This window comes from Streptomyces sp. NPDC001532 (assembly GCF_040298625.1).
Classification (GTDB): Bacteria; Actinomycetota; Actinomycetes; order Streptomycetales; family Streptomycetaceae; genus Streptomyces.
Window position 1 is genome coordinate 88,709 of record NZ_JBEPAL010000008.1, and the last position, 24,972, is coordinate 113,680.

The 24,972-nt window shown below is 72.5% G+C and carries 22 protein-coding genes, 1 tRNA gene and 1 pseudogene; 12 read left to right on the forward strand and 12 right to left on the reverse strand.

Going from position 1 to position 24,972, the window contains the following annotated elements:
* Nucleotides 1–12: 12 nt before the first annotated feature.
* The 3 genes from ABT232_RS10400 to ABT232_RS10410 form a co-directional block, all read right to left on the reverse strand.
* Entirely contained in the window at nucleotides 13–1,539 is a 1,527-nt protein-coding gene (locus tag ABT232_RS10400; RefSeq protein WP_351838642.1) for a Stp1/IreP family PP2C-type Ser/Thr phosphatase, read from the reverse strand.
* A 140-nt stretch (nucleotides 1,540–1,679) separates the two neighbouring features.
* Nucleotides 1,680–2,189 (reverse strand): FHA domain-containing protein FhaB/FipA, encoded by a 510-nt coding sequence (locus ABT232_RS10405; RefSeq protein ID WP_351838645.1) that lies wholly within the window; start codon nucleotides 2,187–2,189, stop codon nucleotides 1,680–1,682.
* A 10-nt stretch (nucleotides 2,190–2,199) separates the two neighbouring features.
* Nucleotides 2,200–3,048 (reverse strand): FHA domain-containing protein, encoded by an 849-nt coding sequence (locus ABT232_RS10410; RefSeq protein WP_351838648.1) that lies wholly within the window; start codon nucleotides 3,046–3,048, stop codon nucleotides 2,200–2,202.
* A 488-nt stretch (nucleotides 3,049–3,536) separates the two neighbouring features.
* Here ABT232_RS10410 and ABT232_RS10415 point away from each other — a divergent pair.
* Nucleotides 3,537–3,623: transfer RNA gene (locus ABT232_RS10415), tRNA-Leu, on the forward strand.
* A gap of 91 nt (nucleotides 3,624–3,714) precedes the next feature.
* On the opposite strand, the gene ABT232_RS10420 is transcribed toward ABT232_RS10415, so the two are convergent.
* Both ABT232_RS10420 and ABT232_RS10425 read right to left on the reverse strand, forming a co-directional pair.
* Nucleotides 3,715–6,291: an ABC transporter permease gene (locus ABT232_RS10420; protein ID WP_351838651.1), complete on the reverse strand. Its 2,577-nt coding sequence runs from the start codon at nucleotides 6,289–6,291 to the stop codon at nucleotides 3,715–3,717.
* Nucleotides 6,292–6,479: 188 nt separating this feature from the next.
* A pseudogene (locus tag ABT232_RS10425) lies at nucleotides 6,480–7,259 on the reverse strand (ABC transporter ATP-binding protein); the annotation flags it as partial.
* Nucleotides 7,260–7,422: 163 nt separating this feature from the next.
* Between ABT232_RS10425 and ABT232_RS10430 the strand changes: the two are divergent.
* The 5 genes from ABT232_RS10430 to ABT232_RS10450 all read left to right on the forward strand — a co-directional run bounded on the left by ABT232_RS10430 (nucleotide 7,423) and on the right by ABT232_RS10450 (nucleotide 12,844).
* Nucleotides 7,423–8,883 carry a sensor histidine kinase gene (locus tag ABT232_RS10430; RefSeq protein ID WP_351838656.1) on the forward strand — a complete coding sequence of 487 codons (1,461 nt, stop codon included), beginning with the start codon at nucleotides 7,423–7,425 and terminating at the stop codon, nucleotides 8,881–8,883.
* Nucleotides 8,883–9,515 (forward strand): response regulator, encoded by a 633-nt coding sequence (locus tag ABT232_RS10435; protein WP_351838896.1) that lies wholly within the window; start codon nucleotides 8,883–8,885, stop codon nucleotides 9,513–9,515. Before ABT232_RS10430 ends, ABT232_RS10435 begins: the two co-directional genes overlap by 1 nt.
* Nucleotides 9,516–9,844: 329 nt before the next feature.
* Nucleotides 9,845–11,248: a DUF2252 domain-containing protein gene (locus ABT232_RS10440; RefSeq protein ID WP_351838897.1), complete on the forward strand. Its 1,404-nt coding sequence runs from the start codon at nucleotides 9,845–9,847 to the stop codon at nucleotides 11,246–11,248.
* A 293-nt stretch (nucleotides 11,249–11,541) separates the two neighbouring features.
* Nucleotides 11,542–12,372 (forward strand): hypothetical protein, encoded by an 831-nt coding sequence (locus ABT232_RS10445; RefSeq protein WP_351838659.1) that lies wholly within the window; start codon nucleotides 11,542–11,544, stop codon nucleotides 12,370–12,372.
* A 142-nt stretch (nucleotides 12,373–12,514) separates the two neighbouring features.
* The gene (locus ABT232_RS10450; protein WP_351838899.1) at nucleotides 12,515–12,844 is read left to right on the forward strand and encodes a rhodanese-like domain-containing protein; all 330 of its coding nucleotides are present in this window, start codon (nucleotides 12,515–12,517) and stop codon (nucleotides 12,842–12,844) included.
* A 29-nt stretch (nucleotides 12,845–12,873) separates the two neighbouring features.
* On the opposite strand, the gene ABT232_RS10455 is transcribed toward ABT232_RS10450, so the two are convergent.
* The 5 genes from ABT232_RS10455 to paaA are packed head-to-tail and all read right to left on the reverse strand — an operon-like array spanning nucleotide 12,874 to nucleotide 16,496.
* Nucleotides 12,874–13,941: a 2Fe-2S iron-sulfur cluster-binding protein gene (locus tag ABT232_RS10455; protein ID WP_351838662.1), complete on the reverse strand. Its 1,068-nt coding sequence runs from the start codon at nucleotides 13,939–13,941 to the stop codon at nucleotides 12,874–12,876.
* Nucleotides 13,941–14,477, reverse strand: coding sequence for a 1,2-phenylacetyl-CoA epoxidase subunit PaaD (paaD, locus tag ABT232_RS10460; protein WP_351838664.1), 537 nt, complete (start codon nucleotides 14,475–14,477; stop codon nucleotides 13,941–13,943). Before paaD ends, ABT232_RS10455 begins: the two co-directional genes overlap by 1 nt.
* Nucleotides 14,471–15,199: a 1,2-phenylacetyl-CoA epoxidase subunit PaaC gene (paaC, locus tag ABT232_RS10465; protein WP_351838667.1), complete on the reverse strand. Its 729-nt coding sequence runs from the start codon at nucleotides 15,197–15,199 to the stop codon at nucleotides 14,471–14,473. Before paaC ends, paaD begins: the two co-directional genes overlap by 7 nt.
* Complete coding sequence (paaB, locus tag ABT232_RS10470) at nucleotides 15,196–15,483, reverse strand: 1,2-phenylacetyl-CoA epoxidase subunit PaaB (protein ID WP_351838670.1); 288 nt, start codon at nucleotides 15,481–15,483, stop codon at nucleotides 15,196–15,198. Before paaB ends, paaC begins: the two co-directional genes overlap by 4 nt.
* Entirely contained in the window at nucleotides 15,480–16,496 is a 1,017-nt protein-coding gene (gene paaA, locus ABT232_RS10475; protein WP_351838673.1) for a 1,2-phenylacetyl-CoA epoxidase subunit PaaA, read from the reverse strand. Before paaA ends, paaB begins: the two co-directional genes overlap by 4 nt.
* Nucleotides 16,497–16,867: 371 nt before the next feature.
* Between paaA and ABT232_RS10480 the strand changes: the two genes are divergently transcribed.
* Genes ABT232_RS10480 through ABT232_RS10490 form a run of 3 tightly spaced genes read left to right on the forward strand, consistent with a single transcriptional unit; the run spans nucleotide 16,868 to nucleotide 19,955 of the window.
* Nucleotides 16,868–17,869 carry a DUF5819 family protein gene (locus ABT232_RS10480; RefSeq protein ID WP_450871697.1) on the forward strand — a complete coding sequence of 334 codons (1,002 nt, stop codon included), beginning with the start codon at nucleotides 16,868–16,870 and terminating at the stop codon, nucleotides 17,867–17,869.
* On the forward strand, nucleotides 17,866–19,077 hold the full coding sequence (locus tag ABT232_RS10485; RefSeq protein WP_351838676.1) for an HTTM domain-containing protein: 1,212 nt from the start codon (nucleotides 17,866–17,868) through the stop codon (nucleotides 19,075–19,077). The genes ABT232_RS10480 and ABT232_RS10485 overlap by 4 nt, the downstream gene beginning before the upstream one ends.
* Complete coding sequence (locus ABT232_RS10490) at nucleotides 19,074–19,955, forward strand: TrmH family RNA methyltransferase (RefSeq protein WP_351838679.1); 882 nt, start codon at nucleotides 19,074–19,076, stop codon at nucleotides 19,953–19,955. The genes ABT232_RS10485 and ABT232_RS10490 overlap by 4 nt, the downstream gene beginning before the upstream one ends.
* Here ABT232_RS10490 and paaN read toward each other — a convergent pair.
* Nucleotides 19,952–21,658 carry a phenylacetic acid degradation protein PaaN gene (gene paaN / locus ABT232_RS10495; RefSeq protein WP_351838682.1) on the reverse strand — a complete coding sequence of 569 codons (1,707 nt, stop codon included), beginning with the start codon at nucleotides 21,656–21,658 and terminating at the stop codon, nucleotides 19,952–19,954. The genes ABT232_RS10490 and paaN overlap by 4 nt on opposite strands.
* 160 nt (nucleotides 21,659–21,818) lie before the next feature.
* On the opposite strand from paaN, the gene ABT232_RS10500 reads away from it, so the two are divergent.
* The 3 genes from ABT232_RS10500 to ABT232_RS10510 all read left to right on the forward strand — a co-directional run bounded on the left by ABT232_RS10500 (nucleotide 21,819) and on the right by ABT232_RS10510 (nucleotide 24,317).
* Complete coding sequence (locus ABT232_RS10500) at nucleotides 21,819–23,336, forward strand: 3-hydroxyacyl-CoA dehydrogenase (protein WP_351838684.1); 1,518 nt, start codon at nucleotides 21,819–21,821, stop codon at nucleotides 23,334–23,336.
* The gene (locus ABT232_RS10505; protein WP_351838687.1) at nucleotides 23,333–23,920 is read left to right on the forward strand and encodes a TetR/AcrR family transcriptional regulator; all 588 of its coding nucleotides are present in this window, start codon (nucleotides 23,333–23,335) and stop codon (nucleotides 23,918–23,920) included. Before ABT232_RS10500 ends, ABT232_RS10505 begins: the two co-directional genes overlap by 4 nt.
* A gap of 88 nt (nucleotides 23,921–24,008) precedes the next feature.
* Complete coding sequence (locus tag ABT232_RS10510) at nucleotides 24,009–24,317, forward strand: hypothetical protein (protein WP_351838690.1); 309 nt, start codon at nucleotides 24,009–24,011, stop codon at nucleotides 24,315–24,317.
* 25 nt (nucleotides 24,318–24,342) lie between these two features.
* Here ABT232_RS10510 and ABT232_RS10515 read toward each other — a convergent pair whose 3' ends face one another.
* Nucleotides 24,343–24,843 (reverse strand): Lrp/AsnC family transcriptional regulator, encoded by a 501-nt coding sequence (locus ABT232_RS10515; protein ID WP_450871696.1) that lies wholly within the window; start codon nucleotides 24,841–24,843, stop codon nucleotides 24,343–24,345.
* Nucleotides 24,844–24,972 lie beyond the last annotated feature (129 nt).

The following is a 24,972-nucleotide window of genomic DNA, read 5'->3' on the forward strand; positions in this document are numbered from 1 at the left end:
CTCACGGCTTGCCTACTGCTTACCGCACAGCGAGACGACCTTCTGCTCTTCCTCCGAGAGGCTGGGGCCGGGCTGGGGAGTGGCGGTCGGGGTCGCGGACGCGGACGGGTTCGGGGACACCGAAGGGCTCGGCGACGCCTTGGACGTGACGGAGGTTCTGGTGGTTCCCGTGGTACCGCCCGCCTCGCCCTCACCGGTCCGCGCGTTGTTCTCGCGCTCGGCGGCACGCTGCTCCGACTGCTTCTTGCACGCGGAGGCCTGCACGGCCAGCTCGTCGATCTTCGACTGGGCGTTCTTCAGGCTGCCCTCGGTGATCGTCCCCTCGACCGACTTCTGCTGGTAGGGAGGCAGGTACTTGAGTTCGATCTCCGGGTAGTCCTTCTCCACCTCGGACAGCGACACCCAGGCCAGGTCCTGGCTGATGCCGCGGTACAGGGCGACGTGCTCGCCGTTGGTGCCGACGTAGTACTGGGTCTGCGTCCAGCGGTAGCCGCCGTACAGACCGCCGCCGACCACGGCCAGCGCGAGCACCCCGTAGAAGGAGCGCTTCAGCCACCTGCGGCCCTTGCGTTCCTTGACGAAGTCGTCCTCGTCGTAGCCGCCGAAGCCGCCGGTCGGGATGAAACCGGTGGTGTCGCCGGAGCCGGGCGGGCCGAACTCGCCGCCGCCCTGTCCGGGCACCTGGCGGCCGAGGCCGGAGGCGCGGCCCGCCGGGGTCTGCATGATCCCGTTGTCGGACAGCTGGTGCTGGTTCTCGGCGACCGCACCGACCACGACCGGGGTGTCGGACAGCTGTCCGGCGAGGGTGTCACCGGTGTCCAGGTCGAGGACGTCGGCGACGATGACCGTGATGTTGTCGGGGCCGCCGCCGCGCAGCGCGAGCTGGATCAGCTCCTGCACGGTCTCCTGCGGGCCCTGGTAGCTCGCGAGGGTGTCCTCCATCGTCTGGTGGGAGACGACCCCGGACAGTCCGTCGGAGCAGATCAGATAGCGGTCGCCGGCCCGCACCTCGCGGATCGACAGATCGGGCTCCACGTGGTCGCCGCTGCCCAGCGCGCGCATCAGCAGGGAGCGCTGAGGGTGGGTGGTGGCCTCTTCCTCGGTGATCCGGCCCTCGTCGACCAGCCGCTGCACCCAGGTGTGGTCCTGGGTGATCTGCGTGAGGACGCCGTCGCGCAGCAGATACGCGCGCGAGTCGCCGACGTGCACCAGACCGAGCCGCTGGCCGGTCCACAGCAGGGCGGTGAGCGTGGTGCCCATGCCCTCCAGCGACGGGTCCTCCTCGACCATCTGCCGCAGCTGGTCGTTGGCCCGCTGCACGGCCGCGCCGAGCGAGGTCAGGACGTCGGAGCCCGGGATGTCGTCGTCGAGGGCGACGATCGTGGAGATCGCCTCGGAGGAGGCCACCTCACCCGCGGCGGCGCCGCCCATGCCGTCGGCGATCGCGAGCAGCCGCGGACCGGCGTAACCGGAGTCCTCGTTGCCCTCCCGGATCATGCCTTTGTGCGAACCGGCGGCGAAGCGCAGTGACAGACTCATGCGCACCTCGCCCGTCGGCTCCGGGTACAGCCGATCGTGTCGAGCCACACTGCCCACCCTCCGGTCGGGAGCGCGCCGGGGCCCCGGGTGTGGACCGCCGCTGCGTGCTCGCTCCGCTCGCGCTCATTCATGACGTAGCACTACTTCCGCAGCTCGATGACGGTCTTGCCGATGCGGATCGGCGCACCCAGCGAGATCGGCGTCGGAGTCGTGAGGCGGTTCCGGTCCAGGTACGTGCCGTTCGTCGACCCGAGGTCCTCGACGATCCACTGGCCGTCCCGGTCCGGGTAGATCCTGGCGTGCCGGCTGGAGGCGTAGTCGTCGTCCAGCACGATCGTGCTGTCGTGCGCCCGGCCCAGGGTGATGGTCTGGCCCTGCAGCGCGACGGTGGTGCCGGTGAGGGTGCCCTCGGTCACGACCAGTTTCGTAGGGGCGTTACGGCGCGCCCGGCCGCCCGCGGGCTGCTGGCGCTGCTGCGGTGGCGCCTGACGCGCGGCCTGCTGCGGCCGCGCGGCCTCCCGCCGGGACCCGCGCTGAGTGACGCGCGTTCCGAACAGGTCGCTGCGGATGACCTGCACGGCCACGATCACGAACAGCCACAGTACGGCCAGGAAACCCAGCCGCATGACCGTGAGGGTCAGCTCTGACATTGCCCCCGGATCACCCTTCGGCTTGCCTATAGATAACGGTGGTGCTGCCCACGACGATCCGCGAGCCGTCGCGGAGCGTAGCGCGGGTGGTGTGCTGCCCGTCCACCACGATGCCGTTGGTGGAGCCGAGATCCTGGATCGTCGAGGGCGTTCCGGTCCGGATCTCGCAGTGCCGGCGGCTCACGCCGGGGTCGTCGATCCGCACGTCGGCATCGGTGCTGCGGCCCAGCACGAGCGTGGCGCGGGAGATCTGATGGCGGGTGCCGTTGATCTCGATCCAGTGGCGGGTGCGTCCGCCGGCCGCCGGGGCGGCACCGGGACGCTGACCGGCCGAGGCCGGCGGATAACCGTAACCGCCGGGGCGCGAGCCGGGCGGTGGGGCGGAAGGCATGGGGGGCGCGCCGGCGGGGCCGGCGGCGGGCGGGTAGCCGTAACCGCCGGGGCGGCCGGCGGGCGGGGCGGAGGCGGGCGGCTGCTGGCTGCTGGAGGAGGCGAGCGTACGGCTGCGCACCCGGTACAGGCCGGTGTCGAGGTCGTCGGCCTTCTCCAGATGGACCTTGATCGGGCCCATGAAGGTGTAGCGCTGCTGCTTGGCGTAGTCGCGCACCATGCCGGCCAGCTCGTCCCCGAGCTGCCCCGAGTACGGGCTCAGCCGCTCGAAGTCGGGGGTGCTCAGCTCGACGATGAAGTCGTTCGGGACGACGGTCCGGTCACGGTTCCAGATGGTGGCGTTGTTGTCGCACTCGCGCTGGAGCGCGCCCGCGATCTCCACGGGCTGCACCTCGGACTTGAAGACCTTGGCGAAGGTGCCGTTGACCAGGCCTTCGAGTCGCTGCTCGAACTTCTTCAGGACTCCCATGGGGCACCTCCTCCGTCGTTGCCGTCCTGCGTACCGCTGTGCGTGCTGCCGTGCGTGCTCTTCTGTCTACTGCCCTGTCTACTGCCTTGCGTGCTGCCCTGTGTACTGCTGGGCGTGCCGCCCTGCGTACTGCTTACCCGGTACTGCTTACTGATCGTATCCACGCGCCCGTGAATCGGCTGGTTCCCCCTGGGCGCCCGGCCGACGGGTGTCGAACGCGTGCCGACGCCTCCGAGGTTCCCTGCCGAGCCCCCCTTCGAACTCCTGCCAAGGATCGTAGAGGCGGCCACAAACAAGTGTCCCGCACCAGACTGTGGACTCCGCCCTGCTCCTGGGCAGACGGCCGCGACCGGTACGAGGTTGATACGTGGACGACCACGGCGGGGGCCGCAGGGAAGGGATGTGAAGCCACCCCACGCAGCGTGCTAATGTTCTGCGTGTCGGAAGGCGCCGGGCCGAAAGGAACGGAGCCGGAAGACACACCCAATGCGCGGGTGGCGGAATAGGCAGACGCGCTGGATTCAGGTTCCAGTGCCCGCAAGGGCGTGGGGGTTCAACTCCCCCCTCGCGCACCAGCTGGAAGCCCCGCAGGTCTCGGACCTGCGGGGCTTTCGCGTATCCCGGTGCTGTGCGGCGGGCGGTGTGACGGATGGTGTGACGGATGTCTCAGGTCACGGCGCCGTGCGCCGCGGCCCCCCGGCGCAGGGCCAGCGCGGCCGGTGCCACGGAGGCGATCACGGCCAGCACCGCACACCCGACGACGGTCACGGCGAGTTCCGGCCAAGGGAGCCGGACGGCGGCCGGGACCTCCAGCAGCGCGAGCGCGGCACGCATACCGAGCAGGTTCAGCACCGCGACCAGCAGACCCAGCACCCCGCCGACCGCCACCACCGTCAGCGCCTCCACCGCGACCAGACGCAGCGTCTGCGCGCGCGTCGCCCCGGCCAGCCGGAGCGCCGCCAGCTCGCCCACCCGGTCGGAGGTCGCCATGACCATGGTGTTGACCAGCGAGATCGCCGTGTAGAGCAGGGCAATGCCGAGGACCAGGAGGAGGCCGAGGCGGGTGGTGTCCGGGGTGGTGGTGTTCGGGGTGGTGGTTGCGGTGGTTGTGGCGGTTTCGGTGGCGCGGGTGGTTGTGGTGGCTTCGGTGGCGCGGGTGGTTGCGGGGGCTTCGGTGGTGGTCAGCAACCGCGCGGACTCTCCCGCCGCCGTCCTCAGGGCCGCGGCGGCCGAGGCCGCGGAGGCGCCTTCGGCGAGCCGTACGTCGATACGGTCCACGCGGGCGCCCGGAGCGTTGGCCGGGGTGACGTAGACGCCGTTGTCGCCGGTGCCGGTGCGCAGCACCGCGGCGATACGCAGGGAACGCCTGGTCCCGTCGCCGAGCCACACCCGCACGGTGTCGCCCACGCGGTGCCGCTCCCACTCCTCGTTGACGATGATCGAGTCGTCGTCGAGGTCCGCGACGCGTCCGGCGGCCAGCGGCAGCCGAGCGGTCGCGGCGAGCGGACCGGGCTCCGCCGCGCGCGCTTCCGAACTGATCAGCGCCACGCCCTCCTCCAGCACGTACACCGCGGTGGACGCGGTCGCCGAGACCTTGGCGACGCCGGGCACCGCGCGGAGGCGGGAGCGGGTTTCCGGGGCGAGAACGGCGTAACCGCGCGGTGTGACGACGAAGTCCGCGGTGACGCGTGCGCGGGTCTCCGCGGACTTCGCCGCGTCCAGGGTCTCGGTGGCGCCGAGGAGGGAACCGGCGAGGCCGACGGTGACCAGGACCGGTGCCGCCACGGCGGCGGTACGGCGGACCGCGGCGGTCGCGTTCTCCCGCACCAGCATGCCGGTCACACCGGGCAGCCGGACCAGCAGCCGGGTCAGCGGCGGCACCACCGCCGGGGACAGCAGCGCGACCGCCGTGATCAGCAGCATCGGACGGCTGATGTAGGTCTTGCGGTGCAGCAGCTCGCCAGGGTCGCCGACGAGAGCCAGGGCCAGCGTCACGGCCGCCGTCAGCAGCAGGCCCGTACCGCACAGCAGCCGGCCCCGGGTCAGCGCGCCGGCGTCCACGGACGCCTCGCGCAGCGCCTGCGTCGGACCGGTCCGGCCGGCCCGCCAGGACGCGGCCACCACCCCGAGCAGCGCCACCAGCAGCCCCGTCCAGAACGCCAGGTGGTACGGCCAGGCCGGGGCGGACCGGGCACCGATCGTGAACCAGGAGGGCGCGAGACCGGCCTCGACCACGCGGTCCCCGAGCCACGGGGCGCCGTAACCGCCGAGAACGCAGCCTGCGGCCGAGGCCAGCACACCGACCAGCAGCGCCTCCGCGGCGACCATGCGGCGGATCTGACCGGGCGTCGCCCCGGCGGTGCGCAGCAGCCCGAACTCGCGGCGGCGCTGCGCCACGGCGAAGGCGAAGGTGGAGGCGACCACGAACACCGAGACGAAGGCGGTCACGCCGCCCGCCGTCCCGAACAGGGCGTTCAGCGCGGTCACAGCCTCGGTGTCGCTGTCCGGGTCGGCGTCGGCGAGGCGGCGCGCGTCTCCCGTGAGGACCTGGATCCCGGGCCGGTCCGCCAACGCCGCGCGGACCGCCGCCGGGTCGGCGTCCACGACGGCCTGGGTCGGGGCGGCCGGGGAGAACTCGGCGGCGCGGGCGTCGGTGAAGAAGAGGGCCGTCTCGAAGGGGCGGCGGGTGTCGCCGGCTGTGGTGGTGGCGGTGCTGGTGGGTCGGGCTGTGCCCACCACGTGGAGGGTGCCGACGTTCGTGCGCAGCTTGTCGCCGGGGCGGGCGTCGGGGCTGGCACCGGGGCTGGCACCGGAGCTGGTGACGACGACCTCGTGCGGTGCCGTCGGGGCGCGGCCGGCGGTCAGGTCGTACGGCGTGAAGGCGGCGATCGACCACGGGTGGCCGACGAGTTGTGCACTGCCCGCGCGGACCGGGAACGCGCGGTCCGGCACCACCGGGCCCAGGCGCTCCAGCCGGGCGATCGCCTCGGTTGGGAGCGGGCGGGGGTGGGCGAGGCGGTGGGTGCGGTCGCCGATGGGAGTGGGCACGCGGAGGGTGTCCTGGCCCTTGACGACGACCGGGGCCGCGGCGAACCGTTCCGGCGCGCGGTCGGGGACGTCGGCGGAGGCGGCGAGGGCCAGGCCCATCACGGTCAGCAGGGAGACGCCGAGCGCGAGGGCGACGAAGCTGCCCACGAAGGTGACCCAGCGGGCGCGCAGGGTGCGCAGAGCGGTGGTCAGCACGGCGGGGTCTCCGGGGTGGGGGTGGGGGTGGGGGTGGGCTTGGGTGCGGGTGCGGGTGCGGGTGCGGGTGCGGGTGCGGGTGCGGGTGTCGGTGTGGTTGTGGTTGTGGTTGTGAGGTTTGGGGTGGGCGGGGGCTTGGGGGTGGGTGTGAGGGTCGGGGTTGGCGGGGGCTTGGGGGTGGGTGATCCGAGTGTGGTCATGCGGGTGGCGATGGCGTCGGCGGTCGCTCCCGTCAGTTCGCCGTGCACCCGGCCGTCGACCAGGAAGACGACGCGGTCGGCATAGGACGCGGCCACCGGGTCGTGGGTGACCATGACGGTTGTACGGCCCTCCCGGTCGACCATGTCGCGCAGCAGGGTCAGCACCTCGCGGCCGGTCTGCGAGTCCAGGGCGCCGGTGGGCTCGTCGCCGAAGAGCACCTCGGGGCGGGTGATCAGGGCGCGGGCCAGGGCGACGCGTTGCTGCTGGCCGCCGGAGAGCTCACCGGGCCGGTGCCGGACGCGGTCGCCGAGGCCGACCTGTGCCAGCGCCTCACGGATCCGTGCCCTGGGCACCCGTCGGCCGGCCAGGCGTAGGGGCAGGGCGACGTTCTGCTCCGCGGTGAGCGACGGCAGCAGGTTGAACGCCTGGAACACGAAGCCGATGCGCTCACGGCGCAGCAGGGTCAGCCGCCGCTCGCTGAGCCCCGTCAGCTCGGTGCCGCCGAGGCTGACCGAGCCGGACGTCGGCCGGTCCAGACCCGCCGCGCACTGGAGCAGCGTCGACTTGCCGGAACCGGAGGGGCCCATCACCGCGGTGAACGTGCCCTGGGGGAAGTCGAGGGAGACGTTGTCCAGGGCGGCGACTGTGTGGTTGCCGGTGCTGTGGGTTCTGGTGAGGGAGCGGAGGCGGATGGCGGGGGTGGTGGACGTGGTGGGCGTAGTGGTCAGCTTTTCTGCGGTGCGCTGAGCTGTGGCGTGATGGGTCATGGGTCCCCCGGGAGGTCGGTGAGCTGGAGGGCTTCAGCCAATCGCCCGGGGGGTGTCGGGCGCAGTGCGGCAGGGGCGAGAACCGGGGTAGGGCCGGCCATACCCCGCGTACGCCCGCTGGACGGATGGTGGCCGGACGGCGGCGGCTCCTACGGTGGCGGGCATGCGTCCCCTTCAGCCCGGCAACCTGTGGCAGGCCATGTCCCGACCGCGCTTCGCGCTTTCCGCGTGGCCTTGGAGGGCGGCCGGATATCTGGCGAGCGGTGCGGTGACCGGTGCCGCCGTGCTGGTGGCACTGGTGAGTCTGGCCGTCGCCGGTGGCGTGCTGACCGTCGTCCTGGTCGGACTGCCGCTGCTCGTCGGACTGGCGCTCGCCGGGCTGCCGGTGGCGTCGGCGGAGCGGTGGCGGCTGCGGCTGGTCGACCGGGAGCCGCTGCCCCGGTGGCACCGCGAGCCGGGCGCCGCCGGGCTGTGGGCCTGGCTGACGACGCGGTTGCGGGAGCGGTCGACCTGGCAGGAACTGGGACACGCACTGCTGTTCGCCACACTGCTGTGGCCGCTGGACGCACTGCTGCTCACCGTGGGACTGCTGATACCGCTGGCCGTCGTCGCCACACCGGTGCTGATGGCCACCGTCGGGGACGGGCGGGAGGCGAAGGTGGTCAAGCTGTGGACGGTGACCACCTGGCCGACGGCGTTCGCGGCCGCCGCCCTGGGGTTGCTGCTGATGGCCGCGGGCGCGTACGCGCTGGGGCTCGGCGCCGGGGCGCGGGCCGGGCTCACCCGGTTGCTGCTCACCTCGCGGGAGGGCGAGTTGGACGACCGGGTGGGGGAACTGACGCGGTCCCGGGTGCGGTTGGTGGACGCCTTCGAGGCGGAACGCCGGCGGATCGAGCGGGATCTGCACGACGGCGCCCAACAGCGGCTGGTGGCCTTGACGATGACCCTCGGGCTGGCCCGGCTGGACGCTCCGCCCGGACCGCTCGCCGACCAGCTCGCCAAGGCTCACGACGAGGCGGGAGAGGCGCTGGCCGAGCTGCGCGAACTGATCCACGGCATCCACCCCAAGGTGCTGGCCGACTACGGCCTGAGCGCCGCCGTCGCCGACGCCGCCGACCGGTCCGCCGTGCCGGTCGACGTCGAACTCGAGCTGCCCGGACGGCCACCGCAGGCGGTGGAGGCCGCCGGGTACTTCGTCGTGTGCGAGGCGCTGGCCAACGTCGACAAGCACAGCGGGGCCGAGCGGGCGGTGGTGCGGGGCGGGTACCGGGAAGGGCGGTTGTGGCTGGAGGTGCGGGATGACGGGTGTGGTGGGGCCGGGGAGTGGGAGGCGGCGGACGGGGTGCAGGGCGCGGGGTGGGCTGTGGCAGGTGGCGAGCGGGGTGCGGGGTGGGTTGTTGCGGGTGGAGTGCGGGGTGCGGGGTGGGCTGTTGCGGGTGGTGGTGATGGTGGTGGCAGGGCTCGCCGTGACGGGTCGCCTGGCGGCAGTGGGCTGACCGGGCTCGCTGACCGGGTCTCCGTGCTCGATGGCAGACTCGTGCTGTCCAGCCCGCCCGGTGGGCCGACCCTGTTGCGTGTGGAGATCCCGTGCGAGCTGAGCGAGCCGACCGCCCCCTGCGCGTAGTGCTGGCCGAGGACAGCGTCCTCCTGCGGGAGGGCCTGGCCGGACTGCTCACCCGCTTCGGACACACCGTGGTGGCGGCCGTCGGGGACGCGGAAGCGCTGGTCACCGCGGTCGGAGAGCACGCCCCCGACATCGTCGTGACGGACGTCCGTATGCCGCCCGGCTTCCAGGACGAAGGGCTGCACGCCGCCGTCCGGCTGCGCGGCACCCGGCCCGGACTGCCGGTGCTCGTGCTCAGCCAGTACGTGCAACGGGCCTACGCCGCCGAACTGCTGGACTCCGGCGACGGCACCGGCGTCGGCTACCTGCTGAAGGACCGCGTCGGGCAGGTCCAAGAGTTCGTCGACGCGCTGGCCGAGGTGGCGGACGGCGGCACGGTCGTCGACCCCGAGGTTGTACGGCAGCTGCTGCGCCGACGGCGCGATCCGCTGGAGCGGCTGAGCCCCCGGGAGCGGGAGGTCCTGGCCCTCGTCGCGCAAGGCAAATCGAACGGGGCCATCGCCCGCGAGCTGGTGGTGTCCGACGCGGCGGTCGGCAAGCACATCGGGAACATCCTGACCAAGCTGGACCTGCCGCCCGCCGAGGAGACACACCGGCGGGTCCTGGCCGTGCTGGCGTTCCTGCGGGCGTGAGTTTTCCACACCTGTGGAGTTGTCCACAGGGGCTGACGCCGAGCCGCTGAGCGGCTGTACGGTCGGCACGAGCTGCTGATGGAGCGGCCGGCGAAAGCACGGGGGAGGCGGTCGAAGTGACCGAGGTCGAAGCGCAGACGGAGGCCGGCGCGCGGACGGAGAGCGGTGCGCGGACGGAGGCCGGTGCGCGGACGGAGAGCGGCGTGCAGGCGGAGCGCGGAGCGCGGACGGAGGTCGGTGCGCGGACGGAGGCCGGTGCGCGGACGGAGAGCGGCGTGCAGGCGGAGCGCGGAGCGCGGACGGAGGTCGGTGCGCGGACGGAGGGCGGAGTGCGGTCCGGCGACGGGCGGCTGCCGCGGGTGCGGGGATTCGCCGAGTGGCCCGTGCAGGGCCCCGGCTCGCCCAAGCACGAGGGCAAGGCCCTGCGGGACCGGGTGCCGCGCAGCGCGCACGCCACGCTCGACCTCGACGACTCCCGCCCGGACGCCGTGACCGCCGTCGAGGAGTCCAACCGCGACCGCATACCCGAGCTGGCACCCATACGAGTCGGCCGCATGGCCGCCACACCCTTCGCCTTCCTGCGCGGCACCGCGGGACTCATGGCGTACGACCTGGCACGCACCCCCATGACCCGGATCCGCGCCCAGATATGCGGCGACGCGCACGCGGCCAACTTCGGCCTCTACGGCGACGCCCGCGGCGGCCTCGTCATCGACCTCAACGACTTCGACGAGACCGTGCACGGCCCCTGGGAATGGGACCTCAAACGGCTCGCCGCCTCCCTGGTACTGGCCGGCCGGGAGGCGGGCGCCGACGAGGACACCTGCCGCGCGGCCGCACACGACAGCGTGGGCGCCTACCGCCGCACCATGCGGCTGCTGGCCAAGCTCCCCGTGCTCGACGCGTGGAACGCCATCGCGGACGAGGAACTCGTCTCCCACACCGACGCCCACGACCTGCTCGGCACCCTCGAACGGGTCTCCGAGAAGGCACGGGCCAACACCAGCGGACGGTTCGCGGCCAAGTCGACCGAACCGACACCGGACGGCGGACGCCGGTTCGTGGACGCGCCACCCGTACTGCGCCGCGTACCGGACGCCGAGGCGGCGGCAGTCGCGGCGGCACTCGAGGACTACCTGACGACACTGTCCGAGGACCGCCTGCCGCTGCTCGCCCGGCACGCCGTGCACGATGTGGCGTTCCGCGTCGTCGGCACCGGCAGCGTCGGCACCCGGTCGTACGTCGTGCTGCTGCTGGACCACCGCGGAGAGCCGCTGGTGCTCCAGGTGAAGGAGGCGCGGGCATCGGCACTCGTGCCACATCTGCTGACCGCCGGCTTCGAGGCGCCGACCGAGGACCACGAAGGCCGACGGGTCGTGCTCGGGCAGAAGCGGATGCAGGTCGTCAGCGACATCCTGCTGGGCTGGACGACGGTCGACGGTCGGCCCTTCCAGGTCCGCCAGTTCCGTAACCGCAAGGGCAGCGTCGACCCCGCCGCCCTCGCCGCCGACCAGGTAGACGACTACGCCCGCATGACCGGCGCCCTGCTCGCCCGCGCCCACGCACACAGCGCGGACCCGCGCCTGATCGCCGGGTACTGCGGCAAGAACGAGGAACTGGACGAGGCGATGGCCACATTCGCGGTCACCTACGCCGACCGCACCGAGGCGGACCACGCGGAACTGGTGGCCGCGGTGCGGGCGGGGAGGGTTGCTGCGGAAGTGGGGGTTTGAGGGGGTTAGGGGATGGGGGGCGGGGCGGGGGGAGGGGGAGGGGGGAAGCCCCCCAGGGCTTCGGTCCACGCCCGGTGCTTCGGCTCAGGTCCGGCGTCTTGGTCCACGCCCGGCGCTCCGGCCCACGCCGGCCTGGTGCTCCGGCCCACGCCGGCCCGGCGCTCCGGCCCGCGCCCGGCGCTCCTGCCCACGCCCGACGCTCCAGCCCCGACCCGGCCCCTCCTCCAGCCCCGCCCCGGGCAGTCCTCCAGCCGAGGAGACCAGCCCCCCAAGCCGTGGCCTACGCTGGTCGGGTGACCACCCCGGAAGCTGAGCAGCCACAGTCCGTGTCCGACGGTGCTGAGCCCCGTCCCGAGGAGCGGCTGGAGCGGGCCGTGCGGGCGGCTGAGCAGGCGCTGATCGAGTTCGAGATCGCGGTGGAGACCTTCCGCGTCGAGGTGGAGAACTTCTCCCGGCTGCACCATCAGCGGCTCGGCCCGATGTACGCGCGCCTGGAGGAGCTGGACGCCGAGATCGCCGAGATCAAGGCCGCGCGGACCGGTGATGCCGAGGATCTGCGCAGGGCGCAGGAGCTGCGAGCCCGGGTGATGCCGATGCCGTCCGTGGAGGAGCTGTTCCACGGCTGGATGGATGGCGGCGGTCTGTTCCCGGAGGCGTCCGCGATGCTCACCGATCAGCCGGTGCGGCCCCCGCAGCGGGTGCGGCCCAGCGAGGAGGCTCGGCGGCTGTATCGCGAGCTGGCCCGCAAGGCCCATCCCGATCTCGCGCAGGAAGAGGGCGAGCGGACGCGGCGCGAGGAGTTCATCACCCGTGTCAACGCCGCCTACGGCCGTGGTGACGAGGCTCTGCTGAGGGAGCTCGCCGAGGAGTGGGCGGCCGGTCCGGTGCCGGAGGAGCGGGTGCCGAGCCCCAGCGAGGAGCTCTATGCCCGCCTGGACTGGCTGGCCCGGCGCAAGGAGATGCTCGCGGTCGTCGCTCGGGATCTGGAGGAGGGCGCGATCGGGTCCATGCTGAAGCTGGCCCCGGACGATCCCGACCGTCTGCTCGACGAGATAGCCGAGCAGCTGCTGGCCGAGGTGTCGCAGCGGGAGTCGGAGCTGTCGGCGTTGCAGGCCCAGGGCTGAGCCGCCGCGGGGCTAGGCAGGCCCAGGGCTGAGCAGGCCCAGGGCTGTGCCGGCGCGGGGCTGTGCCGGGCGGGCTCTGGGCTGAGCGGGCTCGGCCGGGGGTGCGTCGGGTAGCGTCGGGAGCATGAATTTCGGAGCTGGGGTGCCCACGGTTCAGGTCACCGACCTGAAGGACGACGACTTCCTGCTGGACGTGCGCGAGGACGACGAGTGGCGGGCGGGTCATGCCGAGCGGGCGCTGCACATTCCCATCAGTGAGTTCGTGGCACGGTACGGCGAGCTGACCGAGGCGGCGCCTCGGGACGGCCGCGTCCATGTGATCTGCCGCTCGGGCGGGCGCTCGGCCCAGGTGACCATGTACCTCGCCCAGCAGGGCATCGACGCGGTGAACGTCGACGGTGGGATGCAGGCCTGGGAAGCGGTGGGCCGCCCCGTCGTCACCGACGAGGGGCAGCCCGGCTTCGTGCTGTAGCCGGTGTGCCGACGCCGGAGGGCCTCGGCTCAGCGGTCGAAGTCCAGCTCCACCCGCTCCGTCACCGGATGCGACTGGCATGCCAGGACGTATCCGGCTTCGGTCTCCTCCGCTTCCAGTGCGAAGTTGCGGTCCATGCGGACCTCGCCGTCGACCAGGAAGGCCCGGCAGGTTCCGCAGACGCCGCCCTTGCAGGCGTAGGGGGCGTCGGGACGGTTGCGCAGCACCGTGTCCAGCAGTGATTCGCCGGCCTGGACCGGCCAGGTGCCGCCGCGGCCGTCGAGCCGGGCCGTCACGGTGCTGTGTGCGGGCGCCGTGGTGGCGGGGGCGGTGGAGGTGCCCGCGTCGACGTGGAAGATCTCCTGGTGGATGCGGGCGCGGGGCACCGCTAGGTCGCGCAGGGCTCGTTCGGCCCCTTGCACCAGTCCGTACGGTCCGCACAGGAACCATCCGGCGACCTCGGTGACCGGCAGCAGGGCCGGGAGCAGCTCGGTGAGCCGTTCCTGGTCGAGTCGGCCGGACGGCAGGCCTGCCTGCTGTTCCTCTCGGGAGAGCACGGTGACCAGTTGCAGCCGTTCGGGGTAGCGGTCCTTCAGGTCGGCGACCTCTTCGAGGAACATCGTCGAGGCCGCTGTGCGGTCGCCGCGGATCAGGCAGAACCGTGCTTCGGGCGCGCGGGCGAGCAGGGTGGAGACGATCGACAGCACCGGGGTGATGCCGCTGCCGCCGACGATGGCCGCGTACAGGCCGGGTGCGGGTTCGAGGGTGAAGCGGCCCGCCGGGGTCATCACCTCCAGTTCGTCGCCGACGTTGATCTCCTTCAGCGCGTAGGTCGAGAACGCGCCGTCCTCGACCAGCCGCACTCCGACCCGCAGGGTGTGCGGGCCGCTCTCGTCGGGGGCGGGGGCCGGGGAGCAGATGGAGTAGGTGCGCCGGATCTCCGTGCCGTTCTCCGTTCTGCGGCGCAGGGCGAGGTGTTGGCCGGGGGCGTGCCGGTACTCCTCGCGCAGTTCCGGGGGCACGGTGAGGGTCAGGGCGACGGAGTCGTCGGTGAGCCGGTCGACCGCGGCCACCGGGAGTGTGTGGAAGCGGGCCATCACAACTCCTTGAAGTGGTCGAACGGTTCGCGGCAGGCGAGGCAGCGGCGCAGTGCCTTGCACGCGGTGGAGGAGAAGCGGCTGAGCAGTTCGGTGTCGGCGGAGCCGCAGTGCGGGCAGGTGACGGGGGCTGCCGTGGTGTCGTCGGTGCCGTGGGTGCGGGTGGGGCCGAGGGTCACCGTCACCGGTCCGGAGTCCTGGCGGACGCGTGGTGGGGCGATGCCGAACTCCTGGAGTTTGCGGCGGCCTTCGGGGGTGATGTCGTCGGTCGACCAGGCGGGGCTGAGCACGGTGCGGACGGTGACCTCGCGGATGCCGTGTCGGTGGAGTGCGTGCTCTATGTCCAGCGACATCGCCTCGATGGCGGGGCAGCCGGTGTAGGTCGGGGTCAGGTCGACCTCGGCCGTGTCGGCGTCGCGCAGGCGTACCGCGCGCAGTACGCCCAGTTCCTGGAGGGTGAGCACGGGCAGTTCGGGGTCGGGGACGGCGCCGGCGACCGCGAGGAGTTCCGTTTCCAGCGGGGTGAGGGTCACCATGACGCCCCCGGGTGGCTGCGGTGCAGGTGCTGCATCTCGGCGAGCATCCGTCCGAACGACTCGGTGTGCAGGCCCTGTCGGCCCGCTCCGGCCTGCCATGCCCCGGTCCGCGGCCCTTCGGGGACGGTCAGGGTGGCGTGGCGCAGGACTTCGCCGACGGACTGCTGCCAGGCCGTGTCGAGTGCGGCGAGGTCGTTGTCGAGGCCTTCCAGGGGCTGGAACATCTCGCCGGTGTAGCGCCACAGCGTGGTGCAGGCCCGCTGCATGCGTTCGTGGCTGGTGTCGGTGCCGTCGCCGAGCCGCAGTGTCCACTGCTCGGCGTGGTCGCGGTGGTAGGCGACCTCCTTGACGGCCTTGGCGGCGAGGCCCGCGAAGGGGCCGTCCGTGGTGGCCAGGCGGTCGTACAGCAGGTGCTGGTAGGTGGAGAAGTACAGCTGGCGGGCGATGGTGTGGGCGAAGTCGCCGTTGGGCTGTTCCACCAGCTGGAGGTTGCGGAAGGCGCGTTCCTCGCGGAGGTAGGCCAGTTCGTCCTCGTCGCCGACCATCGACAGCAGTACCCGGGCCTGGCCGAGCAGGTCGAGGGCGATGTTGGCGAGGGCGACCTCCTCCTCCAGGACGGGGGCGTGGCCGGCCCATTCGCCGAGTCGGTGGGAGAGCACCAGGGCGTCGTCGCCGAGGGCGAGGGCCGCCGCGGTGGGCACGGTCGTGGGAGTCGTGGTCACAGGTGCTTCACCCCCTCCGGGATCTCGTAGAACGTGGGGTGCCGGTACGGCTTGTCGGCGGCCGGTTCGAAGAACGGGTCCTTCTCGTCGGGCGAGGAGGCGGTGATCGCCGTGGACGGGACGACCCAGATGGAGATGCCTTCGCCGCGGCGGGTGTACAGGTCGCGGGCGTTGCGCAGGGCGAGTTCCGCGTCGGGTGCGTGCAGGCTGCCGGCGTGGGTGTGCGAGAGGCCGCGGCGGGAGCGTACGAAGACCTCCCACAAGGGCCAGTCGGTGTTCGTCATGCGCGTGTCGCTCCCGTCTCGCTGTGCTTGGCCGCGTGGGCCGCGGCTGCTTCCCGGACCCAGGCGCCCTCGTCGTGGGCGCGGCGGCGCTGGGTCAGGCGTTGGTCGTTGCACGGTCCGTTGCCCTTCAGGACCTCCCAGAACTCCGTCCAGTCGATCGGGCCGAAGTCGTGGTGTCCCCGTTCCTCGTTCCACTTCAGGTCGGGGTCGGGGAGGGTGAGGCCCAGGGACTCGGCCTGGGGGACGCAGATGTCGACGAAGCGCTGGCGCAGTTCGTCGTTGGAGTGCCGCTTGATCTTCCAGGCCATGGACTGCGCGGAGTGCTGTGACTCGTCGTCGGGCGGGCCGAACATCATCAGGGACGGCCACCACCAGCGGTCCACCGCGTCCTGCGCCATGGCGTGCTGCTCGGGGGTGCCTCGGCTGAGTGCGAGCAGCAGTTCGTAGCCCTGGCGCTGGTGGAAGGACTCCTCCTTGCAGATGCGGACCATCGCGCGGGCGTACGGGCCGTAGGAGCAGCGGCAGAGGGGGACCTGGTTGGTGATCGCGGCGCCGTCCACGAGCCAGCCGATGGCGCCGACGTCGGCCCAGGTCAGGGTGGGGTAGTTGAAGATCGACGAGTATTTCTGGCGACCCGCGTGGAGCTTGTCCAGCAGTTCGTCGCGGCTGGTGCCGAGGGTTTCGGCGGCGCTGTAGAGGTACAGGCCGTGGCCGGCCTCGTCCTGGACCTTGGCCATGAGGATGGCCTTGCGGCGCAGTGAGGGCGCTCGCGTGATCCAGTTGGCCTCCGGCTGCATGCCGATGATCTCGGAGTGGGCGTGCTGGGCGATCTGCCGGACGAGTGTCGCCCGGTAGGCGTCGGGCATCCAGTCGCGGGGTTCGATGCGCTCGTCGGCGGTGACGGCGGTGTCGAAGGCGTGCTGGTGCGCCTCGGTGGCGGTCGCGTCCGCGGTGGCGTCCCGTGCGCCGTACGGCGCGGTGCGGTGCGTCTCGTGTGCGGCTGCTGTCGCCATGAGGCCCCCTCGACCTAGTGCTCCGTCCGGAGCAGGCTCCCGACCGATCGTTCGGTTCGTGCGATTCCATGGTGGGACGGGCGCCGTAAGGTGTCAACCGCTGTGGATAACCTGCGGGCGGCGGCTGTGGACAACCGCTGCCATCGGCCCTGGGGGGCTGTGCCCGGGGGGCCGGTCTGAGTAGCGTTCGCCTGCGGGGGCCGCGGAGCGGTGCGCACGGCGGTGGGGACGGCTCCACGACGGCTTCCGCGGCACGTGCGGCCTGAGCGGTAAATGCGGCACGAGCGGCAAGTGCGGCACAGCGGATGCGGGGCTTCGCGGACGGGCGGGCGACGGACGGACCGGACATCGGGGAACGGGGGCGGAGCGGGATGGACGCGCACGGCGCAGGGAACGCGTACGAGGCAGGCGCGGCTGTTCCGGCTGTCCCAGCCCCACGAGAAACCCCGGACGGTCGGGACGGCCTGGTCGCTCCGGACGGCCTGGACGGTCCGGACGAGCAGGCAGGACGGACGGACGAGCAGGCAGGACGGACGGGCGAGCAGGCAATACAGGCGGGCGCGGCAGCATCGTCGGCCTCGGCAGGGCACCCAGCCGCACCGGTCATCCCGGCCACACCAGCCACCCCGATCTCACCGGCCATCCCAGTTCAACCGGCCACCCCAGTCCCCCCAGCCACCACAGCCCCACCAGTCAGCCCACCCCCACCCCCACCCAGCGACCCCCGCACCGGCGTCGCCGCGCTCTCCCCGCGCTATCAGGTCGGCGTCGCGCTGGCTCTCGCGGTCGTCGCGGTCGCCGTCTGTGTGCACATCGGGATGGTCTTCCTGCACGTCGCGCCGTCGAACACGGTGACCAAGGCGCACGGCGAGGCGATCGACGAGTGGGTGTACCCGGAGTTCGAGCAGAACTGGAAGCTGTTCGCGCCGAACCCGCTCCAGCAGAACATCGCCGTCCAGGTGCGTGCCCAGGTGCGCACCGCGGACGGCGGCAGCCGCACCACCGGCTGGTACGACCTGTCCGCCGAGGACGGCCGGGCCATCGACGGCAACCTCCTGCCCAGCCACACGCAGCAGAACGAGCTGCGGCGCGCCTGGGACTTCTTCCACGCCACGCACAGCGGTGACAGCCGGTCGACCAACCAGCGTGCGGCGCTCGCCGAGACGTATCTGCGCCGCATCGTCGTGCTGCGTCTGGAGCGCGCGGACGCGGCCGGGTCCGGCGGTGTCGTCGAGCGCGTCCAGGTCCGGGCCCGCACCACGCCGGTGCGTCCGCCGGAGTGGAGCGAGGAGCGGATCTCGCTGAAACCGGTCGACCGGGTGCTGCCGTGGTGGACGGTGCCGGCGGACGAGGCCGCGGGAGGTGTCGGGTGAATCGCTTCGCCCTCGCGTTCTCCGGCGCGATCGCCCGTGTCACGGAGTCCGCGCTCGGCCCGTACCAGACGGCGGTGGTCCGGATCGGGTTCGCCGCGACCTGGCTGCTGTTCCTGCTGCGCGAGTTCCCGCACCGCCATGAGATGTACGGCCCGGACGGGCCGTGGAGCTGGAACCTCGCCGATCAGCTGATCGCGCAGAACGGCGCCTTCACCGCGCTGATGTGGTCCGGCGGCCGCGTCTGGTTCGAGATCGTCTACGTGGTCGCCGTCCTGTCCAGCCTGCTGCTGATGGTGGGCTGGCGGACGCGGACGATGTCCGTGCTGTTCATGGTGGGCGTGCTGTCCTTGCAGAACCGCAGCGTCTTCGTGGGCGACGGCGGTGACAACGTCGTGCATCTGATGGCCGTCTACCTGGTCCTCACGCGGTGCGGCCGGGTGTGGTCGCTGGACGCGCGGCGTGCCCGGCGGGCCGAGGAGGCGTCCGCGCGGGGCGAGCGGTCCGTCGACCGTGCCGGGCCCGCGCTGTGGGCCGTGCTGGGCCTGGCGCTGGCCGCGGCCACCGCGGCGGGCCGGCTGGACGGCGATCCGCTGGTGCCGGCACTGCTGTGGGGCGCGCTGCTGGCGCAGGCGCTGTGGTGGGCCGTGGGGCGCTACGCGCGGACCGGGCAGCCGCGGGTCATGCTCGATCTGATCACCAACATCCTGCACAACGGCGCTCTGCTGGTGATCATGGCGGAGGCCTGTCTGATCTACGCCACGGCCGGCTGGTACAAGATCCAGGGCTCACGCTGGCAGGACGGGACCGCCGTCTACTACCCGCTGCAGCTGGACTACTTCTCCCCCTGGCCCGCTCTCGCCGAGCTGCTGGCGAGCAGCGGCACCATGGTGATGCTGGTGACCTACGGGACCGTCATGGTGCAGGTCGCCTTCCCGTTCACGCTGTTCCACCGCAGGGTGAAGAACGTCCTGCTCGCCGTCATGATCGTCGAGCATGCGGTGATCGCGGTGGTGCTCGGGCTGCCGTTCTTCTCGCTGGCGATGATCGCGGCGGACGCGGTCTTCCTGCCGACGTCGTTCCTGCGCAGGCTGGGTGGCTGGGCGGCACGCGCGCGGGGCCGCCTGGTCCGGCGCCGCGAGCCGGTACCGCTGCCCGGGCAGCGCACGCCGGAGCAGGCCGCCGCCGGCCACGTAGGCTTCACGGCATGAACGACCCCGTGAGCGGGCCTGCCCTGAGCCACGCCGCCGTGAGCCACCCCGCCGGGAGCCAGGCCATCGTGAGCCAGGCCGTGGCCGGCTCCGCCGACGACGCCGTGACCGCCTGGCGGCGGCTCGCCGGCACGGGGGTGCTGCTGGACGGCTTCCACGCCCTCAAGCACGCCGTGCGGTTCGGCGCCGAGGTACCGGTGGCGGTCACCACCGACCGACGGGCCACGCTCGCCCTGGCCGACGAGCTGGCCCCGGACGTACGCGGGACGCTGGAGGCGCTGCTCACCGAGGTGCCGGAGACGGCGTACGCCTCGCTGGTGCCGCGCCCGCATCCCACGGCGGTGGCCGCGCTCGCCGTACGGCCCTCCCGCGCGGCCCACCTCGACAGGCTGGGCCGCATCCCGCGCACCGCGCCCGTGGTGGTCCTCGACAACCCGCGCAACCTCGGCAACGCGGGCGCCGTGATCCGGCTGGCCGCCGGTTTCGGGGCGACCGGCGTGGTCACCACCGGCACCCTCGACCCCTGGCACCCGACGGTGCTGCGTGGCGGAGCGGGGCTGCACTTCGCGACCGCCGTGGAGCGGCTGACGGTGCCGGAGCTGCCGCCGGGGCCGCTGTTCGCGCTGGACCCGGAGGGCGACGATCTGCGGGGCGTGAAGCTCCCGGACGACGCGGTCCTCGCCTTCGGCTCCGAGCGCAGCGGGCTGTCCGCCGAGCTGCGCGCGCGGGCCGACCGGCTGCTGGCGCTGCCGATGCGGCCCCAGGTCTCCAGCTACAACCTCGCGACCAGTGTGGCCATGACGCTGTACCACTGGAGCCTCACCGGAGGCGCAGGCACCGGTGCCGTCCAGGACGGCACCGGCTACGGCACTCTCTAGGACTCGCGCCGGATCTCCACCACGCGGAAGCGGTTCGCCACGAACGCCCCGTCGGTGAGGGCGGCGTTGGCCGCCGGGTTGCCGCCCGAGCCGTGGAAGTCGGAGAACGCGGCGGTCTGGTTGACGTACACCCCGCCGGTGAGGTTGAGGGACAGCTGGGCGGCCTCCTCCAGGCAGACCTCCTGGACGGTCCGCTCGACCTCCTCGTCGGTGGTGTAGGCGCCGACCGTCATGGCGCCCTTCTCGCGGATGGTGCGGCGCAGCAGCTCCGCCGCGTCGGCCGGCGAGTCGACGGCGACCGCGAAGGAGACCGGGCCGAAGCACTCGCTCAGGTAGGCGGGCTCGTCGTCCGCGCCTTCCCAGTACTTGCGCGCGCCGTCCAGCTTCACGATGACGGGAGTGCGTACGACGGCGGCCGGGAACTCCGGGTGGCTGACCTCGCGGGACGCCAGCGCCACCTCGCCGAGACCGGCGGCGGCCTCCAGGCGGGCCTTGACGTCCGGGTTGACGATGGCGCCGAGCAGGGCGTTCGCGCGGGCGTCGTCGCCGAGCAGGCCGTCCACCGCGCGGGCGAGGTCGGCGACCACCTCGTCGTAGGTCTTCGGGCCCTCGTCGGTGCCGATGCCGTCGCGCGGGACGAGCAGGTTCTGCGGGGTGGTGCACATCTGGCCGCTGTACAGCGACAGCGAGAACGCCAGGTTGGACAGCATGCCCTTGTAGTCGTCGGTCGACTCCACCAGGACGGTGTTGACGCCGGCCTTCTCGGTGTAGACCTGCGCCTGGCGGGCGTTGGCCTCCAGCCAGTCGCCGAAGGCCGTGGAGCCGGTGTAGTCGATGATCCGGATCTCGGGGCGGGTGGCGAGGGTCTTCGCGATGCCCTCGCCGGGCCGCTCGGCGGCGAGCGCGACCAGGTTCGGGTCGTGACCCGCCTCGGTGAGCACCTGGCGGGCGATCTGCACGGTGAGCGCGAGCGGCAGCACCGCGCGGGGGTGCGGCTTGACCAGGACCGCGTTGCCGGTGGCGAGGGAGGCGAACAGGCCCGGGTAGCCGTTCCAGGTCGGGAAGGTGTTGCAGCCGATGACCAGCCCGATGCCGCGCGGGACCGGCGTGAACCGCTTGGTGAGGGCGAGCGGGTCGCGCTTGCCCTGCGGCTTGGTCCACTCGGCGGTGTCGGGGGTGCGGGCCTGCTCCACGTACGCGTAGGCCACCGCTTCGAGGCCGCGGTCCTGGGCGTGCGGGCCGCCGGCCTGGAGCGCCATCATGAAGGCCTGGCCGGAGGTGTGCATGACGGCGTGCGCGAACTCGTGCGTCCGGTCGCTGATGCGCTTGAGGATCTCCAGGCACACCACCGCGCGCAGCTCCGCGCCCGCGTCGCGCCAGGCGCGCTGGCCGGCCTTCATGGCGGGCAGCAGCACGTCGAGGTCGGCGTGCGGGTACTCGACGCCCAGCTCGATGCCGTACGGCGAGACCTCGCCGCCCACCCAGTCGTCGGTGCCGGGCTGGCCGAGGTCGAGGCGGGTGCCGAGGACAGCGTCGAAGGCGGCCTTGCCCGCCGCCGCGTCCAGGCTGCCGTTCTCCCCGTAGGCCTTGGGATGTTCGGGATGCGGCGACCAGTACGCGCGGGTGCGGATCGCCTCGAGCGCCTGGTCGAGGGTGGGCCGATGCTGGGCGATCAGCTGGTGCGCGGTGAGTTCGGCGGCCATGCGGGACCAACTCCTCGTCTCTAGAGCTCTCCGTTGAGCTCATGACCTGGACAAAGACATGGGCAGGAACAGGCAGACAGAGTTAGAGTAACCGAACGATCGGTCGGGACAAGGGGGTCCGCCGCATCTGTGGAAAACTCCGTGCGGGAGGATCGCGTCCATGACAGCACTCGACCTCAGCAGCCCCGTGGCCGTCGTCGGAACCGGCACCATGGGCCAGGGCATCGCCCAGGTGGCGCTGGTCGCGGGGCATCCCGTACGGCTGTACGACGCCGTTCCCGGGCGCGCCCAGGACGCCGCCGCCGCGATCGGCGCCCGCCTCGACCGGCTCGTCGAGAAGGACCGGCTCACCGCTGCCGACCGGGACGCCGCCCGCTCCCGGCTGCGGCCCGCGGACAGCCTCGCCGACCTCGCGGACTGCGCGCTGGTCGTGGAGGCGATCGTGGAGCGACTGGACGTCAAGCAGGCGCTCTTCGGCGAACTGGAGGACGTCGTCGCCGACGACTGTCTGCTCGCCACCAACACCTCCTCCCTGTCGGTGACGGCGATCGGCGGCGCCCTGCGGCTGCCGGGCCGCTTCGTGGGCCTGCACTTCTTCAACCCGGCCCCGCTGCTGCCGCTGGTCGAGGTGGTCTCCGGGTTCGCCACCGACGTCACCTCCGCCACGCGCGCGTACGAGACGGCCCGCGCCTGGGGCAAGACGCCGGTCGCCTGCGCGGACACCCCCGGCTTCATCGTCAACCGCATCGCCCGGCCCTTCTACGCCGAGGCCTTCGCGGTCTACGAGGCCCAGGGCGCCGATCCCGCCACCATCGACGCGGTGCTGCGCGAGTCGGGCGGGTTCAGGATGGGCGCCTTCGAACTGACCGACCTGATCGGGCAGGACGTCAACGAGTCCGTCACCCGCTCCGTGTGGCAGTCCTTCTTCCAGGACGTGCGCTTCACCCCGTCGCTCGCCCAGCGCCGCCTGGTCGAGTCCGGCCGGCTCGGCCGCAAGAGCGGGCACGGCTGGTACGACTACCGCGACGGCGCCGAGCGCCCCGAGCCGCACACCGCGGAGGCCGCCGAGCCGCCCGCGTACGTCGTCGCCGAAGGCGGCCTCGGCCCCGCCGCCGAGCTGCTGCCGATGCTCCGCGAGGCGGGCATCGAGGTCCGCGCGGAGGACGAGGACCACGGCACCCGCCTGGTGCTGCCGAGCGGCGGCCAGCTGGTGCTCGCCGACGGCCAGACCTCGGTGGAGTTCCGCGACGTCGTCTACTTCGACCTCGCCCTCGACTACCGCAAGGCGACCCGGATCGCCCTGTCGGCCTCCCAGGACACCTCCCCGAGGACGCTCGCCGAGGCCATCGGCCTGTTCCAGGCGCTCGGCAAGAAGGTCAGCGTCCTCGGCGACGTCCCGGGCATGATCGTGGCCCGCGCGGTGGCCAGGATCGTCGACCTGGCGCACGACGCGGTCGCCAAGGGCGTGGCCACCGAGGAGGACATCGACACCGCGATGCGCCTGGGTGTCAACTACCCGCTGGGCCCCTTCGAATGGAGCCGCCGGCTCGGCCGCACCTGGGCCTACGGCCTCCTCGACGACCTGCACCTGCGCGACCCCAGCGGCCGCTACGCGCCGTCCCTCGCGCTGTACCGCCACGCGTACGCCACCGACAAGCGGGAGGGCAGCACGTCATGACCACCGCCAAGCGCGACACGTACACCCCGGAGACCCTGCTGTCGGTCGCCGTGCGGGTCTTCAACGAGCGCGGCTACGACGGGACCTCCATGGAGCACCTGTCCAAGGCGGCGGGCATCTCCAAGTCGTCGATCTACCACCATGTCGCCGGCAAGGAGGAGCTGCTGCGCCGCGCCGTCAGCCGGGCGCTGGACGGGCTCTTCGGGATCCTCGACGAGGAGCACGCGTGCGTGGGGGGCGCCGCCGACCGGCTCCAGTACGTGGTCCGGCGGATGGTCGAGGTGCTGATCACCGAACTGCCGTACGTGACCCTGCTGCTGCGGGTGCGCGGCAACACGGACACCGAGCGGTGGGCCCTGGAGCGCCGCCGCGACTTCGACCACCGGGTCGCCGAGCTGCTGAAGGCGGCGGCGGCCGACGGGGACGTGCGCGGCGACGTGGAGGTGCGCCTGGCGACCCGGCTGGTCTTCGGGATGATCAACTCCATTGTGGAGTGGTACCGGCCGGACGGGCGCGGCGCCGGGGAGCGCGAGGTGGCCGACGCGGTGGCGCGGCTGGTGTTCGAGGGGCTGCGGCGGGCCTGAGACGTCCCGGTGGCGTGAGTACGCGCGCGTGGCGGGGGTGAGTACGCGCCCCGATGTCCCGGCCGGCCGGGACTGATGGGGTGGGGGCATGCCTGAGAACGACGCGCCGACCTCCTCCGACGCCCACCGCACGTGGTGGCGGGCGCCCCTGGTGGTCTCCCTGATCGGACTGCCGCTCCTCGTGTGGGAGTACGCCTGGTTCGCCGCGAACGACGGGCCGGGCGCGTTCGGCGGCATCCTCTACTGGGCGACCGGTTTCCTGGCGGTCGCCTGGCTGGTGCCGCACCGGCGGTCCCTGCGGAGCGTGCGGATCGCGGCGGGCTGCACGGGGCTCGGGTGCGCGCTGCTCCCGGTGCTGTTCGCGATCCTGCTCGGCGCGGCGACGGCCGCGGGCTGACGCCCCGCGCGGCGTCGGCACGCCGTCAGCCCTGCGGCTCCAGGTCCTCCTCCTCGAACACCAGCAGCGTCCGTGAGGAGAGCACCTCGGGGATCGCCTGGAGCCGGGTGAGCACCAGCTCGCGCAGCGCCCGGTTGTCCGGGGTGTGCACCAGCAGCAGGACGTCGAAGTCGCCGCCCACCAGGGCGATGTGCGAGGCGCCGGGCAGCTGCCTGAGCTGTTCGCGTACCGTGCGCCAGGAGTTCTGGACGATCTTCAGCGTGATGTAGGCCGAGGTGCCCTGCCCGGCGCGTTCATGGTCGACGCGCGCCCCGAAGCCGCGGATCACGCCGTCCTCGACGAGCCGGTTGATGCGCGCGTAGGCGTTGGCGCGTGAGACGTGCACCCGTTCGGCGACCGACCGTATCGAGGCGCGGCCGTCCGCCTGGAGCATCCGCAGGATGTCCTGGTCGATCGCGTCGAGCGGCCGGGGCGGCGGCAGCGGGACACCGGTTTCGACGGCCTCGGCCATTTGTTCAGGTGCCATGTCCCCCCGCCTCCCTACCATGGACGTACTGCGTCCATCTCAGGCTGTGCAGAACCGTTTGTCCACAGCCTCGTGCCGCCTGTAGCCAAAATGTGCCGACGACCGAACAATCGGTAGGTGAGGCGCATC

Excerpts from the sequence above, each read along its gene's own strand:
- ABT232_RS10510 (WP_351838690.1), top strand. The coding sequence starts at position 24,009 with ATGCCTGAGAACGACGCGCCGACCTCCTCCGACGCCCACCGCACGTGG.
- paaD (WP_351838664.1), bottom strand. The coding sequence starts at position 14,477 with ATGGTGACCCTCACCCCGCTGGAAACGGAACTCCTCGCGGTCGCCGGC.
- ABT232_RS10480 (WP_450871697.1), top strand. The coding sequence starts at position 16,868 with ATGGACGCGCACGGCGCAGGGAACGCGTACGAGGCAGGCGCGGCTGTT.
- ABT232_RS10455 (WP_351838662.1), bottom strand. The coding sequence starts at position 13,941 with ATGGCCCGCTTCCACACACTCCCGGTGGCCGCGGTCGACCGGCTCACC.
- ABT232_RS10515 (WP_450871696.1), bottom strand. The coding sequence starts at position 24,843 with ATGGCACCTGAACAAATGGCCGAGGCCGTCGAAACCGGTGTCCCGCTG.
- ABT232_RS10400 (WP_351838642.1), bottom strand. The coding sequence starts at position 1,539 with ATGAGTCTGTCACTGCGCTTCGCCGCCGGTTCGCACAAAGGCATGATC.
- ABT232_RS10505 (WP_351838687.1), top strand. The coding sequence starts at position 23,333 with ATGACCACCGCCAAGCGCGACACGTACACCCCGGAGACCCTGCTGTCG.
- paaA (WP_351838673.1), bottom strand. The coding sequence starts at position 16,496 with ATGGCGACAGCAGCCGCACACGAGACGCACCGCACCGCGCCGTACGGC.
- paaB (WP_351838670.1), bottom strand. The coding sequence starts at position 15,483 with ATGACGAACACCGACTGGCCCTTGTGGGAGGTCTTCGTACGCTCCCGC.
- ABT232_RS10405 (WP_351838645.1), bottom strand. The coding sequence starts at position 2,189 with ATGTCAGAGCTGACCCTCACGGTCATGCGGCTGGGTTTCCTGGCCGTA.
- ABT232_RS10430 (WP_351838656.1), top strand. The coding sequence starts at position 7,423 with ATGCGTCCCCTTCAGCCCGGCAACCTGTGGCAGGCCATGTCCCGACCG.
- ABT232_RS10500 (WP_351838684.1), top strand. The coding sequence starts at position 21,819 with ATGACAGCACTCGACCTCAGCAGCCCCGTGGCCGTCGTCGGAACCGGC.
- ABT232_RS10490 (WP_351838679.1), top strand. The coding sequence starts at position 19,074 with ATGAACGACCCCGTGAGCGGGCCTGCCCTGAGCCACGCCGCCGTGAGC.
- paaN (WP_351838682.1), bottom strand. The coding sequence starts at position 21,658 with ATGGCCGCCGAACTCACCGCGCACCAGCTGATCGCCCAGCATCGGCCC.
- ABT232_RS10410 (WP_351838648.1), bottom strand. The coding sequence starts at position 3,048 with ATGGGAGTCCTGAAGAAGTTCGAGCAGCGACTCGAAGGCCTGGTCAAC.